We start from the raw sequence: 16,622 nt of genomic DNA on the forward strand, positions 1-16,622 counted from the left end.
TCCGCCATTTATCTACCGCGTACAATACGGAGGGGTCCGCCATTTAGCAAAGGTCGAAGGTGACGAAGGTGTCCGACGTCCAATCCCGCACACAGCGCGCCGATGCCCGCCGCAACCACGCGCGCCTGCTCGCCGCCGCGGCGGAGGAGGTCGCCGTCCACGGCGCGAACGTCTCGCTGGAGCAGGTCGCCCGCACCGCCCAGGTGGGATCGGCGACCCTGCGCAGGCACTTCCCGAACCGTGGCGCCCTGCTCGCCGCCGTCTTTGAGCAGCGGTACGAGGCCCTGTGCGACCTCGCCGCGGACCTGACCGCGCGGGACGACCCCCAAGCGGCGCTGCTGGAATGGCTGCGCGCCATCGGTCACTACGTCGCCTGCGCGCGCGGCATGGCGGCAGCCCTGACCGGCCACACCCCCGTCGAAGGCGAACACTGCGCCACCCAACTCGCCACCGCCGCCACCCCCTTGGTGCGCCGCGCCGTCGCCGCGGGCGCCATACGGGCGGACGCCACCGCCGCCGACCTGCTGACCGTGGTCGCGGGCATCGCCCTCGCCACGGAACACCACCCCAACGGCGCGGCCGAAATGGACAGGCTGCTGACACTGGTGACGGAGGGGCTGGCGCCGCGCGGCGCCGGCGGCTGACCGGCGTGCACGGGGGGCGCGGTGGTCAGCCGCCGACGTCGAGCTGGTGCGCGACGAGAGCGACGTGGAGCAGCTGCGTTTCCGCCGCAACGGCGAGCCGGTCCGGTGGCACGTCTGTACGATGACCCTTCGCCGCCGGGGCGGTTGGGTATGTGGGCGAGACGCTGTTCCGGACGATCGACGCCCGGAGGAATCAGGCGCTGTCCGATGGGTCGCGTGACCGGTGGCGGACACTCATCGTTTCAGGCGATATGGGCCGGGGCGGGCGTTGGAAGAATCACCGCACCGTCACCGTTGCCGTGATCCGGCTCTGGCTCCGCCCATAACTGGCCGCACAGTTCGTAGGACATGTCCGGTGGGCCGAGGGTGATGCGGGCGCCCGCCGCCAGGCATCGCCACCTGCACGACAACGACCCCGATGTGGCAGCCGAACTGCTCCAGGACCCGGTCGTACGGCGCCGCGACGTGGGCGGCTCGGGTCGACCCGATCGGCCGGCCTGGCAGTCGCCGTACGGTCGTTTCCCTTCGGCGGGCAGGCGAACAAAGTGCGCACGGATCATGTCACCTAATGACAAGTCAGTCCTGCTAATCTCGCATTCCCCCAGGGTGTTCGACTGTGATCCGTTTAAGTGGTGACGGCTCTCTCGGGCGATGTCGGCCTTTGGGTTTCCATCCGACGTATGGCGGCAGCACAAGGAGCCGGCCGGACAATGTCCCGAATCAAGAAGCCCCTCACTGCAGGGGGAGTGATCGCTGCGGCAGCCGCCGCTCCGACCCTCGCAGTCCCGACACCTGTATTCGCAATCCACAGGATGGACGCAGGAGCGGAAGGCGAGTAAAACCGCTTTCCGCTGGAGCCGATCGCGCATTATCCGCGCCTTCCGTGAATGCCCCGTTCAGCCCGTTCGGCCCGTTCGGCCCGATCGGGCGATCTCGCGAGAATTCCGGAATGCCTGACCTCAGGCATCGAAAAGAGTGGAGAGAAAGTGAATTCCGTTTCCCGTAAGGCCACGCTTGTCGTCGGCGCCATGGCAGCGGCCGTGGGCCTGTCCATGTTCGGCGCCGGGACGGCCTCGGCCAGCCCGCTCCTGCCGTACCAGGGGACCGTGTACAGCAGCCTGGGCAAGTGCCTGACCGTGGGGAACACTCTGGCCCAGAAGGGTGCAATAACCACGTTCACCTGTCAGCCGCGCGGCAAGGACGGCTACGCCTTCTACTACACGACCTGAGCGGCGGTACCGGTCAGACCTGAAGCGGGTCGATACGAAGGAGGCCGGTTTGGAGCGCGTTGAGGAACTCAACGTGCGGAGTATCGCGGCCTCCTGAGCATGGCGTACGAAGGGGCGGTGCACACCCGTATCGGTTCGTGCACCGCCTCTTCGCGCGTGCTGGCAGGGCAAGGAGGCCGGCGCCGTCGCGGCGGCCCGCGCCTTGGCCGCCACATCTTCCTGGATGTGCTGGTAGATGTGGCGTGAAGGGCCGGGCGCGGTTCCAGGTTGTTCTCGCGTGCAGCGATGAAGGTTTCTTGCGCATGCAGAGAATCGCCGCAAATCTGTGTTGAGCTGGTGATGGATACGAGTTGGCGGGACCACCCACCCGCCGCGCCACCGGGAGGCCTGACGGCAACGGCGGCTCCTTGCCCCCTTTCCTCCCCTCTGCCGGCCGTTCTGCGCTGAGAGTGCGACACGCACCCAGTCAGAGCGGCCGCAACCACCGCACTGAGCCCGTGACACGCCCGCAAATGGCGGTGACACTCCGTTGTCTGTCGAATACCGTTGCGTAGCACGGGGGTTCGACCATGAAGGGTGAGGGGGCGTGATGAGCCTGCCGGGGCAGATCGCGATACGACGGGGTGGCTGCTGTGAACTCGCTACGCGTGTAGTGGAGGAGCTCAGACGTGCCCTGGGCATCGCGCTGTCCGGGGAGGGCGCCCGGTGAGCGGTGGCGGTGGCAAGGAGCCGGATCTCGCGCTGGACAAGGAAGCGTTAGAGGACATCACGAAGGGCTTGCGGGCGGCGATAGCCGAGTTGAAGGACATCGGGTCGGCCACGGGCGCGGTGCAGGGGGCGGGGTTCGAGGAGTTGTCGCTGACGTCGATGGAGGCGGGGCACAACGGCCTCGCCAAGGACTTCGAGGACTTCTGTGAGTGCTGGGAGTGGGGGGTGCGCGGCCTGATCCAGGACGCGAACAAGCTGGCCAAGAAGGTGGGCCTCGCGGCGGGGATGCAGTGGGAGGAGGACCGGTACATCGAGGGCACGTACAAGGTCGTGGCGAACTCGGTGGCCGGAAACCCGCATCTGAGCGAGGAGGAAGTCACCCAGAAGGAGTGGGGCGAGCTGTTCTCGGGGGATACCTGGCGTCCGGACTACAGCAAGGAGTCGTACGAGAAGGCGGGCGAGGAGATCCGGGGGACCTGGCAGGCCACGGGCGACAAGATCTCCCGCAAGAGCAGCATCGCCCAGTACGCGCTTCCGCCTGACCAGCAGGGTGGCGAGCAGGGCGGGGGTGCGGGCTGATGGGGTGGGATCTGGTCCCGGATGTCATCGAGGACAAGGTCGAGGACGGTGTCGAGGCACTCGGGAATGTCGTCGAGGCCGGGGGTAACAAGCTCGCGGAAGGGCTGGACAAGGTCGGCTGGGAGAGCGGAGCGGACTGGCTGCGTGACAAGTCCCGTTCGGCGGCGAACACGCTGGGCGCGGATGTCGCCGAGATGCAGCTGGACGAGACCGAGAACCCCAAGAAGCTGATCTATGGCAGTGCGAGCAAGATCCGCTCGACGGCGAGCCATCTGCGGGACTTCAAGAAGGCGTTCACGGATGTCGGGGATGGTCTGAAGCGGCTGGACTCGGCGCACTGGAAGGGCAAGGCGGCGGACGCGTTCCGCGAGGAGGTGGCGGTCGAGCCGAAGAAGTGGTTCAAGGCCGCCGACGCGTGCGAGAAGGCCGCCACCGCGATGGACACCTTCGCGGGCACGGTGGAGTGGGCGCAGACCCAGGCGCAGGAGGCCATCGACGCCTATAAGGCAGCGAAGAAGGCCTCGCAGGAGGCGAGAACGGCCTACAACGAGCAGGTCGACGCGTACAACGCCGCTATCAAGGACGGCAAGGACGCCTGTAAGCCGGGGAAGTTCACCGACCCGGGCCCGGGCAAGGCCAAGGCGGCGCAGGAGAAGCTGGACGAGGCCCGCCGCCAGCGCAACGAAGCGGCGGATACGGCCCGCACCGCGGTCAAGGCCGCCCGGGACGCCGCGCCGCCCAAGCCGTCGTACTTCGAGCAGGCGGAGGACGGCCTGACCGGCCTGAAACTCGACGCCACGCACTTCACGGCGGGCGTGATCAAGGGCGGCGCGGGGGTCATCGGCTTCGCGCGCAGCCTCAACCCGCTGGACCCGTACAACATCCTGCACCCGGCCGAGTACGCGACGGGCCTGAACAACACGGCGGCGGGGCTGGTCACCCTGGCCAGCGACCCCTTCGGCGCGGGCAAGCAGATGCTGGAGGGGTTCGCCAAGGACCCCGCCGAGGGCGCGGGCAGGCTCCTCCCCGAGGTGGTGGGTGCCAAGGGGATCGGCGCGGCGCGCAAGGGCGCCACGGCGGGCAAGTACGGTCGGCGTGGGCGGAGCGGCGCGCGCAAGTCCCTGGACAAGGACGGACCGAACGCCCACGGCACGCAGGACGCCAAGAAGACCACCGATGGCACAGACCCGGTCGATCTGGCGACAGGCAAGATGTTCCTGCCCCAGACGGACGTGACCCTGCCGGGCGTGCTTCCGCTGATCTTCCGTCGCCGGGTGGAGTCGGGCTACCCGGCGGGACGCTGGTTCGGCCCGTCGTGGTCGAGCACGGCGGACCAGCGACTGGAGGTCGACGCCGAAGGGGTCGTCTTCATCAGCGAGGACGGCCTGCTGCTGTCCTACCCCCACCCCGCACCCGACCTGCCCACGCTCCCGAACGCAGGCCCCCGCTGGCCGCTGGAGCGGGACGCACACGGCGACTACACCCTCACCGACCCGTCCACCGGCCACACCCGCCACTTCACCGGCCCGAACGACGAGGCTGACGGGGTCGCGCGGCTGGAGCAGATATCGGACCGCTCCGGCAACTTCATCACCTTTGAATACGACCCCGACGGCACCCCCCTCGGGATCATCCACTCGGCTGGCTACCACCTGAAGCTGACCACCCAGGACGGCCGGATCACCGCCCTCCACCTGGCAGGTGCCGCCTCCGACGGAACCGACCAGGAACTGCTCGGCTACGGCTACACCGAGGGCAACCTCACCGAGGTCATCAACTCCTCCGGTCTGCCGCTGAGGTTCGAGTACGACGACGAGCGCCGTGTCATCTCCTGGACCGACACCAACGACCGCCGTTACGACTACGTCTACGACAACCGCGACCGCTGCATTGCCGAAGGCGGCGAAGCGGGCCACATATCGATCCGCATCGACTACGACCGCATCGACCAGGCCACCGGCCACCGCATCACCACCGTCACCACCCCCGACGGCCACGCCACCCGCTACCTGGTCAATGACGCCGGCCAGATCGTCGCCGTCACCGACCCGCTCGGTCACACCACCCGCACCACCTACGACCGCCACGACCGCCCCCTGACTCATGCCGACCCGCTCGGACACATCACCGCCTACACGTACGACGAGGCAGGCCACCTCACAAAGATCACGGGCCCGGACGGCCATGAGACCAGCGCCGCGTACAACGCCCTGGGTCTGCCGACGTCCGTGACCGGCCCGGACGGCGCCACATGGAGCCAGACCTACGACGAGTCGGGCCACCGCACCAGCGTCACCGATCCGACCGGCCACACCACCCGCTACGCCTATGACGACCGTGGCCACTTGATCGCCATCACTGATGCGCTAGGGCAAACCACAGGCGTGATGTGTGACCCGGCGGGGCTACCGGTGGAGATCACCGATCCCCTCGGCGCCGCCACCCGCTACCAGCGTGACCCCTTCGGCCGACCGGTGGTCCTCACCGACCCCCTGGGCCACACCGCACACCTGCGGTGGACGGTCGAGGGCAAACTCGCTGCCCGCACCGGCCCGGACGGGACGACGGAGAGCTGGACGTACGACGGCGAGGGCAACTGCACGCGAAGCGTTGACGCGGCGGGTGGGGTGACCTCGTACGAGTACACTCACTTCGACCTGCTGGCCGCCCGAACCGGACCGGATGGCGTGCGCTATGAGTTCACGCATGACGCTCACCTGCGGCTGACCCAGGTCACCAACCCTCAGGGCCTGACCTGGTCGTACACCTATGACCCGGCCGGCCGCCTGGTCGCGGAGACGGACTTCGACGACCGCACCCTGACCTACACCCACGATGCGGCAGGCCGCCTCGCCGAGCACACCAATCCGCTCGGCCAGACGCTCCACTACGAGCACGACGCTGCGGGGCGCATTGTCAGCAAGGCTGCCGACGGTCGCGTCACCCGGTACACCTACGATCCGGCAGGCCGCCTCCTCCAGGCCACCGGCCCAGATTCAGAAGTGGTGTACCAGCGCGACCGTATGGGCCGCGTCAAGGCCGAAATGATCAACGGCCGGGTCCTCACCCACGCCTATGACGCCTTGGGACGCCGCATCCGTCGCACCACGCCCACCGGCGCCACCACCACGTACACCTTTGACGCGACAGGCAACCGCACCACACTCACCACCTCCGGCCATACCGTCGCCTTCGACTACGACGCCGCAGGCCGCGAGGTCACTCGTCGCATTGGGGACGAACTGTCCCTCTCCCATATGTGGGACCGGGCTGGCCGCCTCACCGAACAGGCCCTGACGGGACCGACCCTCGGACTGGTCCAGCGCCGCACCTACACCTACCGCGCCGACGGCTATGTCACCGCGATCGACGACCAACTCTCCGGCCGTCGCACTTTCGACCTTGATGGGGCAGGTCGGGTCACCACCGTTCAGGCGCTGGACTGGACCGAGAGGTATGCGTACGACGAGGCGGGCAACCAGACCCAGGCCAGCTGGCCCAGCGCCCATCCTGCTCAGGAAGCAACCGGCACCCGCACCTACATCGGCACCCAGATCACCGGCGCGGGCAACATCCGCTACGAGCATGATGCCGCGGGCCGCCTCACCCTCCGACAGAAGACCCGGCTGTCTACGAAGCCCGACACTTGGCGCTACACCTGGGATGCCGAAGACCGGCTTACTTCCGTCATCACTCCCGACGGCAGGTTGTGGCGCTACCTATACGACTCCTTCGGCCGTCGCACCGCCAAGCAGCGGCTGGGGGCGGACCGTGAAACTGTCCTGGAGCGGGTGGACTTCACCTGGGACGGCTCCACTCTCGTCGAACAGACCACCACCACAGCCGAACTCCCTTACCCGGTCACCCTCACCTGGGACCACGATGGCCTGCACCCCATCGCCCAGACGGAGCGCATCACCGAGGCCACCACCCAGCAGGAGATCGACCGGCGTTTCTTCGCCGTCGTCACGGACCTCGTCGGCACTCCCACGGAACTCATCGACGAGTCTGGCGGGATCGCCTGGCACACCCGCACTACCCTCTGGGGGGCGACCACCTGGGCCACCACCAGCACTACCTACACCCCTCTTCGCTTCCCTGGCCAGTACTACGACCCGGAAACTGGCCTCCATTACAACCACCACCGCTACTACGACCCCACCACCGCCCGCTACCTCACCCCTGACCCCCTAGGCCTTACTCCAGCCCCCAATCCCGCCACCTACATCCACAACCCTCACACCTGGACTGACCCCTTCGGACTTGCGCCTTGCCCTGCTGCCAGAGAAGGCGCTGGGAAGGGCCTGGAACGGCGAACATCGAATACGGGACCGTTCAGCGACCTTCCGATAGCGATGCAGAAGCGTGTCGTTAATCAGGTAGCGAAGGAGGCCGGGGTCGGACTCGAAGGTGTGAAAGTGAGAATTGACCGAGACCCGGATCTGATCGGCCGAGATCTATACGGACACACGGCACCAGACAGGACGATCACTCTGTATCCAGACGCCTTCTCGTCGAAGGAGAATTTGGTGAAGACCATCGGACACGAACGAATGCATGTCATGCAGATCGATCTATATGGCCCATCGAAGTCGCTTGAACAGGAACACGCTTGGGAGCGTGCTGCCTATGCCTCGGAATACCAGTTCTGGAACTATCACAATGGGACCCTGGCCAGTGAGTAACAGGGAGGCATGGCTAAAGACGCTCTTGCAGGTAAGTAATACAGGGTCAAGCGAGACCGCGTGTCCAAATTGCGGACGCCGGCGGATCGATTTTCGATATATTGCAAACTTGCAAACCCGTGTAGGCTATGCTCTGGTCTGGTGCGAATCGTGCTTGCATGGAGCTTCTGTGTCACGAGTAAAAGTGCCTGAGGGAATCGATGCACGTTCGTTCGATGATCCAGAGGCGCTAATCGGCATCCCTGAATTCGTGCGTTCTGACTGACGAGCCGGGTCACTCGGTTTGCGCCGAGTCACTCCGCGATGGGCCCGCCCGGGATTTCAGGGACGGCTGTCAGCGGGCAGTCAGACTGTATCGGGCAGTGCTGCCCCGCAGCTCGATTCGGATAAGCGGAGTTCCCTGGATTTCGACTCCCAAGTTGTTTCCGCCTTGGGTTATTCCAAGGTCTATGACCCGAACAGCGCTCTTCCTCTCTGCCAGGTCCGGGTAACTCTTGAGGAGTTCTGTCATGAGGGCATGGGCAACACGTCCCAAGACGTTCGATGGGTTGCGGGCGAGATAGGCAGGCAACGGCACGACATCGCCATCAACTTAGGTTCCTCCCTGCGGGTGGGAGTGAGCGAGTCAGTTGCTGTACAGGTGGTCGAATCGGCCTTTCTTGGCCGCGCGTATGAAGACGCCGAGAGTGGCGGGGGTGGTGGTGAGGGTGATGTCGGGGTCGTCGCTCTCGCGGATTTTGACGGCGTCGGGGGTGGGGGTGGCGACGTTTACGCAGCTGTTTCCCTCGCCGCAGTAGGAGGACGATTGCCAGTCAATCGGCAATCTGGCTACGTAGAGGCAGTTGGATCCTTCGTGGCTGTAGGACGACTTTCGCCAAGAGGTCAGGGCAGGCAAGGCCCCTCCTTGTCAGATGTTTTGTGCGATGTGGTGGATGAGGCTGCGGGATGCATCTTGCTTGAGCGCGTAGCTCTCGAACCGTTCCAGGACACTCCGGTATTTCATGAGATGTGCCTCCGCGTCGAGTAGTTGTGCGCCGAGATCTGTGTCAAGTGAGACGGTGTCGAGCTGAGGGGCGGAACCGCCGAAGTAGTCAATGGGCTGACCGGAACCGGGCAGGGGTCCCGCCCCGAATGGGATCACCAGCACATTGATGTTGTCCTGTTCGCCCATGTCGATGAGATGTTGAAGTTGAGCGCGGGCGACGGTGGGACCTCCGTACCCCAATCGCAGGGCCGCTTCGTGGATGATCGCTGTAAACGGTGTCGGCTCCGCCCCGTGAAGGATGCCCTGCCGTTTGATCCTGTATGACAGGCGGTGTTCTACCTCGTGTGGCGGGGGCGGTGGCACAGTGGAGTCGAACAGTGCGCGGGCGTGGTCCCTGGTCTGGAGCAACCCTGGGATATGAACCATGGTGGCGACACGCACGAACGTGGCGTGATACTCAAGCTCGGCCAGGTCGAGTAGCCCTGCCGGTAGCACTTCCCGGTCCTGCTCCCACCAGCCCCGGGTCTGTCTCCCGGTCAACTCCGTGAGCGCTTCGATCAGCTCCTGATCCCCGCAGTTGTACAGACTGGCCAGCGCCCGGACCCGGTCTGCGCTCACCGCGTAACGCCCTGCCTCGATGCTGCTGACGCGTGACTGGCTGGCGCCGAAGTGCGTACCGGCCTCGGTGGCGGACATGTCTGTGCGTTCGCGGAGCCTGCGCAACTCGGCGCCAAGGCGTCGTTGTCGCACGGTTGGTGGGCGGCTGGTCGAGGCCATGGGCGATCTCTCCATGATCGGTCGAGGCGTGCGTGTCACCCTAACGGGCGTACTTGGGCTCCATCTGCAAGAAGTGTGGGATGCAGCCCACAATTCACGCTACGGTGTGACGCAAGCCACTTCGGCTGGCGATGTCGCGCCACCGTATGTGCACGGCTTCGCCTTGGTCCAATTCCCCTCCGGATCGGGAGACTTCCATGGCCAATGAACCCCCGCTCGACATCGACAAAGAGCTGTGTGAACTCGCCCTGGACAACGCCCCGCGCGTCTTCGCCGTCACCGTCCAGTACGAGGCGGCCCCAGGCGAGCCGGACGGCGAGATCGCCGCCTGGGGACTGGCGTACGACGACGGAAGCGCCCACGTCGTCACCGTGGACGGCCGACACCGCCTCAGCCTCAAGTCACCCGAGCGGGCCACCTGGTGGTTCGGGCGCCGTGGCGACATCACAGCCCGGTTGCTCTGGTTCGCCGCGCCCTCCGTGCCCAGCTTCGAGGCGGCCGAGGCGGCCTGAGACGCACACGGGCCGCGCCACCCCCGCGGGGACGACGCGGCCCGTGCCGAGCGCAAACCAACTACGCCAGCAGCTCCACCTCCGCCAGCGTCGCCTTGCCGCCGTCCGGCACCAGCCGGTACTGCTCATACGACCCCGGCGAGCTGACCGAGAAGACCCGCGTCTGCTTGTCCCATGCGAAGGACTCGCCCGACCGCCGGTCCACGTCCGTCCACTTCTCGCCGTCGCGGGAGCCCTGGAGCACCCACCCCGATGGGGCCTTCGCCTTGTCCGCCGAGGACGTCAGCGTGTACTGGACCACCCGGGTGCGCTCGGCCAACGGAAGGTCCAGCGACTCGAACGACGCCTCCGTCTTCGACGTGTCGTCCAGCAGCGCGGAACCCCCGCTCGGCGGCACCGTCACATCGCGGCGCGGCGCAGGCACCTTGTCGTCCGTTGTAATCGACGAGGGCGCCGCGCCCTTCCCCGTGCCCCACTTGGAGGGTTTGGCGCCCATGTCGAACTCCAGCGTCCCGCCGCGCGCGAGCACGTCATGCGGCAACGCAGTCGAGCCCCACGGCTTGCCGTTGACCCTCAGCCCCTGGACGTACACATTCCGCGCGCTGTTCTTCGGCGCCTTGATGACCAGGTCGCGGCCGTTCTCCAGGTGCACCGTGGCCTTGGTGAACAGCGGCGAACCCACCGCGTACTCGGAGCCGCCCATGACCAGCGGGTAGAAGCCCAGGGCGCTGAAGACGTACCACCCGGACTGCTCGCCGTTGTCCTCGTCGCCGTGGTAGCCCTGGCCGATCTCGCTGCCGGTGTAGAGGCGGGAGAGGACCTCGCGGACCTTCTCCTGGGTCTTCCAGGGTTGGCCGGCCGCGTCGTACATGTATGCCGCGTGGTGGGCGACCTGGTTGCTGTGGCCGTACATGCCCATGCGGACGTCCCGGGCCTCGGTCATCTCGTGGATGACGCCGCCGTAGGAGCCGACGAAGTCGGGGGAGGCGGTCTCGGGGGTGGAGAAGTAGGTGTCGAGCTTCTTCGCGAGGCCGGAACGCCCGCCGTACAGGTTGGCGAGGCCCCGGCTGTCCTGGGGGGCGGTGAAGGCGTAGCCCCAGCCGTTGGTCTCGGTGTAGTCGTAGCCCCAGACCCGGGGGTCGTACTTCCCGGACTCGACGCGCCATTGGCCGTCCGCGTCCTTGCCCTGGAAGAAGCCCGCCTTGTCGTCGAAGAGCTTCACGTAGTTCTGGGCGCGGCGCAGGAAGTAGTCGGACTCCTCCTTGTAGCGGGCCTTCTTGGTCTTCGCGTAGAGCGCCTTGCCCATCTTCGCGAGGCCGAAGTCGTTGAGGTAGCCCTCCAGCGCCCAGGACAGGCCCTCGTGGGTGTCGGTGGTGGTGTAGCCGAGGAAGGGCGACCGGTCCATGCCCTTGCGGCCCACGCCGCCGGAGGTCGGGACGGTGGTGGCGTTCCTCAGAGCGGCCTCGTACGCGGCCTCGGCGTCGAAGTCGACGCCCTTGAGGTAGGCGTCGGCGAAGGCGACGTCCGAGCTGGTGCCGGTCATCAGGTCGGCGTAGCCGGGGGAGGACCAGCGGGAGATCCAGCCGCCGTCCTTGTACTGCTGGACGAAGCCGTCGACCATCTCACCGGCCCGCTTCGGGGTGAGCAGGGAGTACGCGGGCCAGGTGGTGCGGTAGGTGTCCCAGAAGCCGTTGTTGACGTAGACCCGGCCGTCGACGATTTTGGCGCCGGTGTGGGTCGGGGTGTTCTCGCCGGTCGGCTTGGAGAAGGCGCTCGCGTATTGGTATCGAGGCTTCTCGACGGTCCCCGTGTTCTCGAAAGCGGAATTGGGATACAGGTACAGCCGGTAGAGGCTGGAGTAGAGGGTGGTGAGCTGGTCGCGGGTCGCGCCCTCTACCTCGATCCGGCCCAGGATGTTGTCCCAGGCCGCCTGCGCGCGGGACTTGACCTGCGTAAATGAAGCCGATGTCGGGATCTCGCGGTCCAGGTTCGTCTTCGCCTGGTCGAGGCTGATCAGGGACGTGGCGATCCGCAGGGTGACCGTACGATCCGCGCCGGGCTTGAAGCGGAAGTATCCGGTGACGTCCTTGCCGCCCCCGCCCGACAGCTTGCCGCCCGCGCTGACGGGCGCGTCGAAGACGCCGTAGACGAACATGCGGCCCGCGCCCGTGCTGAGGCCGCTCTTGACGTCGGAGTAGCCGGTGACGACGCCGTTCTCGGCGTCCAGGGTCAGCCCGCCGTCGCCGTTGACGTTGTCGAAGATGACGCTGGCGTCGTCGCCGGGGTAGGTGAAGCGCAGCAGCGCGGCGTGGTCGGTGGGGGTGACCTCGGCCTTGAGGCCGTTCTCGAAGGTCACGCCGTAGTAGTGCGGCCGGGCGGTCTCGTTGCTGTGGCGGAAGGGGAGGGCGCGGGCGGTGCGCCCGGCGTCGGGCACGTCGGACGCGACCGAGGGCATGATCTGGAAGGTCTGCCGGTCGCCCATCCAGGGGCTCGGCTCATGGCTCGCGCTGAACGCCTGGACGGTGGGGAGGTTGTCGGCGTTGTTGCCGCGGGCGTACTCGTACAGCCAGCTGGTCGAGCCCGCGTTGGTCACCGGGGTCCAGAAGTTGAAGCCGTTGGGGACGGCGGTGGCCGGGAAGTTGTTGCCGCGGGAGAAGCTGCCGCTGGAGTTGGTGCCGCGGGTGGTGACCGCGTAGTCGGACAGATGCTTCAGGCGCTTCTCGGGGGCCTTGGGCGCAATGGAGATGTCGTCGACCCAGCCGCGGAACTTCGCGGCGCCCTTGGGCGAGTCGTACGCGACCAGGACGCGGTCGATCGTCTTGCCCGCCGCGACCGCGCCGATCCGCGACTCCTTGTGGTTCCACTGGTTGACGTACAGCGTCTTGGAGGCGCCCTGGCCCTGGGGGCTCAGTCGGGCGCCGTGCTGGTCGACCGCGCCGGGCAGGTCGCTCAGATAGGTGCCGTCGGTGAAGGCGAGGTCGACGGAGACATGGGTGGCCGGGTAGTTGAGGTCGGTCTCCGGCATCGAGGGGAAGATCCGGTACGAGAGCAGGGTGTCGCGGGTGACGGCCGTGTTCACGTCGAAGATCTTGTTGTACGAGTACGCCCGGCCGTCCGGCTTGTGCGTGCCCGCGTACAGCAGGGCGCGGGTGCCGGTGAAGCCGGCGTTCGCCTTGGCGGTGGGGGAGCCGGCCGGGCCGCGGTCGGCCTGGGTGCGCATATCGGCGGGGGCGGGCGGGGTGGTGTCGGCGGTCGCGAACTGCACCTCGGCCAGTTGCACGATGTCGTCGCCCGCGTTGCGGGAGATCTCCAGCCGGTAGTGCCGGTAGGCCGTCTCGTTGTCGAAGGTGAACTCGCGGGTCTGGAAGCGCGAGGCGAAGGACTGGTTCTCGCGGGTGTCGAGGGTCTTCCAGTCGGAGCCGTCGGCGGAGCCCTTGAGGGTCCAGTCGGCGGGGTCGCGGCCGGGGGCGTCGTTGGCTGAGGTGAGGGCGTAGCGAACGGCCTTGACCGGATCGCTGAGGTCGAATTCCAGCCAGGCGGTCTTCTCGAAGACGAGCCACTTGGTGCTGGACTCGCCGTCGGCGAGGTTCTCCTTCACCTCGCCGCCGCCGGTGTTCTCCCCGTTGGCCCGGATCGCGGTGACCTTGTCGGTGACATTACCGGGGATGCCGCTGCTGTATCCGCCGTCGACCCCGGAGGCCTTCTTCTCGCCGTCGGGGCCGGTCTCGACCGTGTTGCGCCAGTCCGGTTGTGGGTCGTTCGGTTCGAAGGACGACTCGAAGGGCGAGGCGAGGGCGGGGGCGGCGGGCTCACCGCGCGAGGCGGCCGCCGCCGCGCCTTGCGCCGTCAGGGTCAACACAACGGCCGCCACCAGGGCGGCCGGTCGTCGGGGTGCGTGCCATGGTCTGGGGCTGGGGCGTCTCAGTCGCATGCTCCGCGTCTCCACGAGCTAGACAACGTTGTCTGTTCCGTAGCGCAGAGTTAAGTAGGGAGGGGCCGCCCCGGTGGTGTCAAGGATGTGTAGGGGATTTCGGAGCCGGGTGAGCGAACGGGCCGGATGGGTGGGACCGGCCGCGGTGGGGGTGTGGCCGCTCCCTGGGGCCGCTCCCGCACCCGGGTCCTCATCGATGGCTCAGGCGGCGGTCTTGGACTTGGTGCCGAGGGAGACCCGGCACTTTGTGGCCTTCTTGGAGGAGTCCGCCTCGAGCGCGACCACCTTGACGGTCTTGCTGGCGTTTCCGGCCACCTCGGCGTCCGACTCGAAGGCCGTGGTCACCACTTCGCCCTTGCTGTCGACGAAGCCGACCATCAGCGTGTAGTAGGACGTGGTCGAGTCGGAGTTGGTTATCTTCACATTGGCGTACGGAATGCCGGTCGAGCCCCATCCGCAGTTGCCCATCTTGATGTCCGGGCTGACCAGTCCACCGCCGCCGGTCGGGGTGTCCGTGGGGTCCTCGGTCGGGTCCTCGGTGGGGGTGGGCGACTCGGTCGGCTCCACCGGCAGCTCGGCCATGCCCTTCCCGATCGCCGCGCCGCCCTTGGCGTCACCGGCGGAGGATCCGCCCCCGCCGCTGGAGCCGCACGCCGAAATCGACGCGAGTGTCGCGACCACGACAAGCGTGGAGGCGAAGGGGAATTGCTTCCGGACCACAGGGGCCGCCTTTCTTGTTGGTTCACGCGCACGGCGGCGTGCCGCACGGGCTGCGTCCCCTACGGTATGTCGGACAGGTCTCAACTCGGGAAAGACTGCGACCCAATGACCATTCGATCTTGCCCACTTGAGGCCAAGTGGACTATACCTGTCGCCCCGGGGGGAGGCCGTCATGCGGCCCCACGTCGCGCCCGCCTCTGCGGGCCTCCGTGCTCCCCGGAGCACACTCAGCAATACTCCGAATCACGCTTCAACTGACCCGCGGTGTCGGGCCCCTCGCCGGTGGCGAGTATGTACGGGAAACCGTTACACCGCCTGAGTCCTGACGAAGGCGAGGACTTGAGCATGGGATCCACCCCAGATTTCGGCCGTCGCGACCTGATCAAGCGGTCCGCGGCGCTCGGACTGGTAGCCGTGCCGTCCATCAGCATGCTGACTGCCTGTGCGAGCGGCGGTGACGACGACGGAAACAAGGTCGACAAGGGCAAGAAGAGCGACAAGAACCCGCTTGCCGTCAATGAGAGCGCCGCGCTCGACGTCGTCATTTTCGACGGTGGTTTCGGACAGAAGTACGCGAAGGACGCCGAGGCCGAGTACGCGAAGGCGTACCCGAAGACCGATGGCAAGATCAAGCACTCGGCCACCCAGAAGATCCAGACCGTGCTCCAGCCGCGGTTCAACGGTGGCACCCCGCCGGACCTGATCGACAACTCCGGCGCCGAGCAGATGGACTTCGGGACCCTGGTCGCCAAGAACCAGCTGACCGACCTGACGCCGCTGCTGGACGCCCCCTCCGTGGACGACCCCAGCAAGAAGGTGCGCGACACGCTGCGCCCCGGCGTCGTGGAGATGGGCCAGTTCGACGGCAAGCCGGTGTGGATCCTGTACTACGCCTACACCGTCTACGGCGTGTGGTACTCCAAGACCAACCTGGAGAAGCTGGACGCGGAGTACCCGGAGACCTGGGACGACATGCTCAAGGTCTGCGAGAAGGCGAAGAAGAAGGGCGTCGCCGGCTGGACCTACCCGGGCAAGTTCCCGTACTACATGCCGTTCAGCCTCTACCCCTTCATCGCGAAGATCGGCGGCCCCGAGACGCTGACCGCGATCGACAACCTGGAGCCGAACGCCTGGAAGCACCCGGCCGTCAAGGCCGCCTTCGAGGCGTACTACGAGCTCTACAAGAAGGGCTACATCCTCAAGGGCAGCCCGGGCCTGACCCACATCGAGTCGCAGACCGCGTGGACCGAGGGCAAGGCGCTGTTCATCCCGAACGGCTCCTGGGTCGAGAACGAGGCGAAGAAGACCACGCCCGACAACTTCCAGATGGCCGTCAGCGCGCCGTCCAGCCTGGACAGCGGCGACAAGATGCCGTTCGGCACCATCTGGGCCTCCGGCGGTGAGCCCTTCATCGTGCCGAAGGCGGCCAAGAACCCCGAGGGCGGCATGGAGCTGCTCCGCATCATGCTCGGCGAGAAGTCCACCAAGAACTTCGTCAAGCAGGTCTCCTCGCTCACCTCGCTCAACGGCGGCACCGACGGCCTGACCCTGCCCCCGGGCCTGGCGTCCGCCCAGGAAGCGCTGAAGAAGGCCGGGGACAACGTCGTCAACCCGCGTCTCCAGGACTGGTACGTGGCGCTCCAGAAGCAGCAGATCGGCGTGGGCGCGCTGGGCGAGATGATGGCGGGCCGGATGACCCCGGCCGAGGCGATCAAGAAGATCCAGAAGTTCGCCGACGACACGGCCAAGGACGACGCCGTCAAGAAGTACAAGCACGCCTGATGAGGTCCGAGCGTCACCAGCGGCCCTGTCCGCAGGGAAAGACCGAGGTCGGTAGAGATGCAGCACGATA

General features: G+C 66.8%; 10 protein-coding genes and 1 pseudogene. 7 read left to right on the plus strand and 4 right to left on the minus strand.

From position 1 onward, the window contains the following. Window positions 1–68: 68 nt before the first annotated feature. From ACZ4WQ_RS21965 to ACZ4WQ_RS21985, 5 genes and pseudogenes are all read left to right on the plus strand, one after another. On the plus strand, window positions 69–644 hold the full coding sequence (locus ACZ4WQ_RS21965; RefSeq protein WP_398373724.1) for a TetR/AcrR family transcriptional regulator: 576 nt from the start codon (window positions 69–71) through the stop codon (window positions 642–644). Between the two features lie 399 nt (window positions 645–1,043). After that, window positions 1,044–1,136, plus strand: a pseudogene (locus ACZ4WQ_RS21970) (DUF1062 domain-containing protein); the annotation flags it as partial. 494 nt (window positions 1,137–1,630) lie between these two features. Beyond that, window positions 1,631–1,873: a hypothetical protein gene (locus tag ACZ4WQ_RS21975; RefSeq protein ID WP_398373725.1), complete on the plus strand. Its 243-nt coding sequence runs from the start codon at window positions 1,631–1,633 to the stop codon at window positions 1,871–1,873. Between the two features lie 705 nt (window positions 1,874–2,578). Then, complete coding sequence (locus ACZ4WQ_RS21980) at window positions 2,579–3,160, plus strand: hypothetical protein (protein ID WP_398373726.1); 582 nt, start codon at window positions 2,579–2,581, stop codon at window positions 3,158–3,160. Beyond that, window positions 3,160–7,845: a putative T7SS-secreted protein gene (locus ACZ4WQ_RS21985; protein WP_398373727.1), complete on the plus strand. Its 4,686-nt coding sequence runs from the start codon at window positions 3,160–3,162 to the stop codon at window positions 7,843–7,845. Before ACZ4WQ_RS21980 ends, ACZ4WQ_RS21985 begins: the two co-directional genes overlap by 1 nt. Before the next feature lie 625 nt (window positions 7,846–8,470). Here ACZ4WQ_RS21985 and ACZ4WQ_RS21990 read toward each other — a convergent pair. Together ACZ4WQ_RS21990 and ACZ4WQ_RS21995 are read right to left on the minus strand one after the other, a co-directional pair. Continuing rightward, complete coding sequence (locus tag ACZ4WQ_RS21990) at window positions 8,471–8,668, minus strand: DUF397 domain-containing protein (protein ID WP_385348271.1); 198 nt, start codon at window positions 8,666–8,668, stop codon at window positions 8,471–8,473. 84 nt (window positions 8,669–8,752) lie between these two features. Next, complete coding sequence (locus ACZ4WQ_RS21995) at window positions 8,753–9,607, minus strand: helix-turn-helix domain-containing protein (protein ID WP_385348268.1); 855 nt, start codon at window positions 9,605–9,607, stop codon at window positions 8,753–8,755. A 197-nt stretch (window positions 9,608–9,804) separates the two neighbouring features. Here ACZ4WQ_RS21995 and ACZ4WQ_RS22000 point away from each other — a divergent pair, with 197 nt between their 5' ends. Further along, window positions 9,805–10,119 (plus strand): hypothetical protein, encoded by a 315-nt coding sequence (locus ACZ4WQ_RS22000; RefSeq protein ID WP_385348265.1) that lies wholly within the window; start codon window positions 9,805–9,807, stop codon window positions 10,117–10,119. Window positions 10,120–10,180: 61 nt separating this feature from the next. Here ACZ4WQ_RS22000 and ACZ4WQ_RS22005 read toward each other — a convergent pair whose 3' ends face one another. Next, the gene (locus ACZ4WQ_RS22005) at window positions 10,181–14,050 is read right to left on the minus strand and encodes a GH92 family glycosyl hydrolase (protein ID WP_398373728.1); all 3,870 of its coding nucleotides are present in this window, start codon (window positions 14,048–14,050) and stop codon (window positions 10,181–10,183) included. Window positions 14,051–14,251: 201 nt separating this feature from the next. Then, the gene (locus tag ACZ4WQ_RS22010; RefSeq protein ID WP_311723659.1) at window positions 14,252–14,770 is read right to left on the minus strand and encodes a hypothetical protein; all 519 of its coding nucleotides are present in this window, start codon (window positions 14,768–14,770) and stop codon (window positions 14,252–14,254) included. Between the two features lie 345 nt (window positions 14,771–15,115). Here ACZ4WQ_RS22010 and ngcE point away from each other — a divergent pair, with 345 nt between their 5' ends. Next, a complete protein-coding gene (ngcE, locus tag ACZ4WQ_RS22015; protein ID WP_311723658.1) occupies window positions 15,116–16,552 on the plus strand; it encodes an N-acetylglucosamine/diacetylchitobiose ABC transporter substrate-binding protein in 1,437 nt (478 codons plus the stop codon). Window positions 16,553–16,622: the final 70 nt, after the last annotated feature.

It is taken from the genome of Streptomyces sp. NPDC028305 (genome assembly GCF_055569495.1).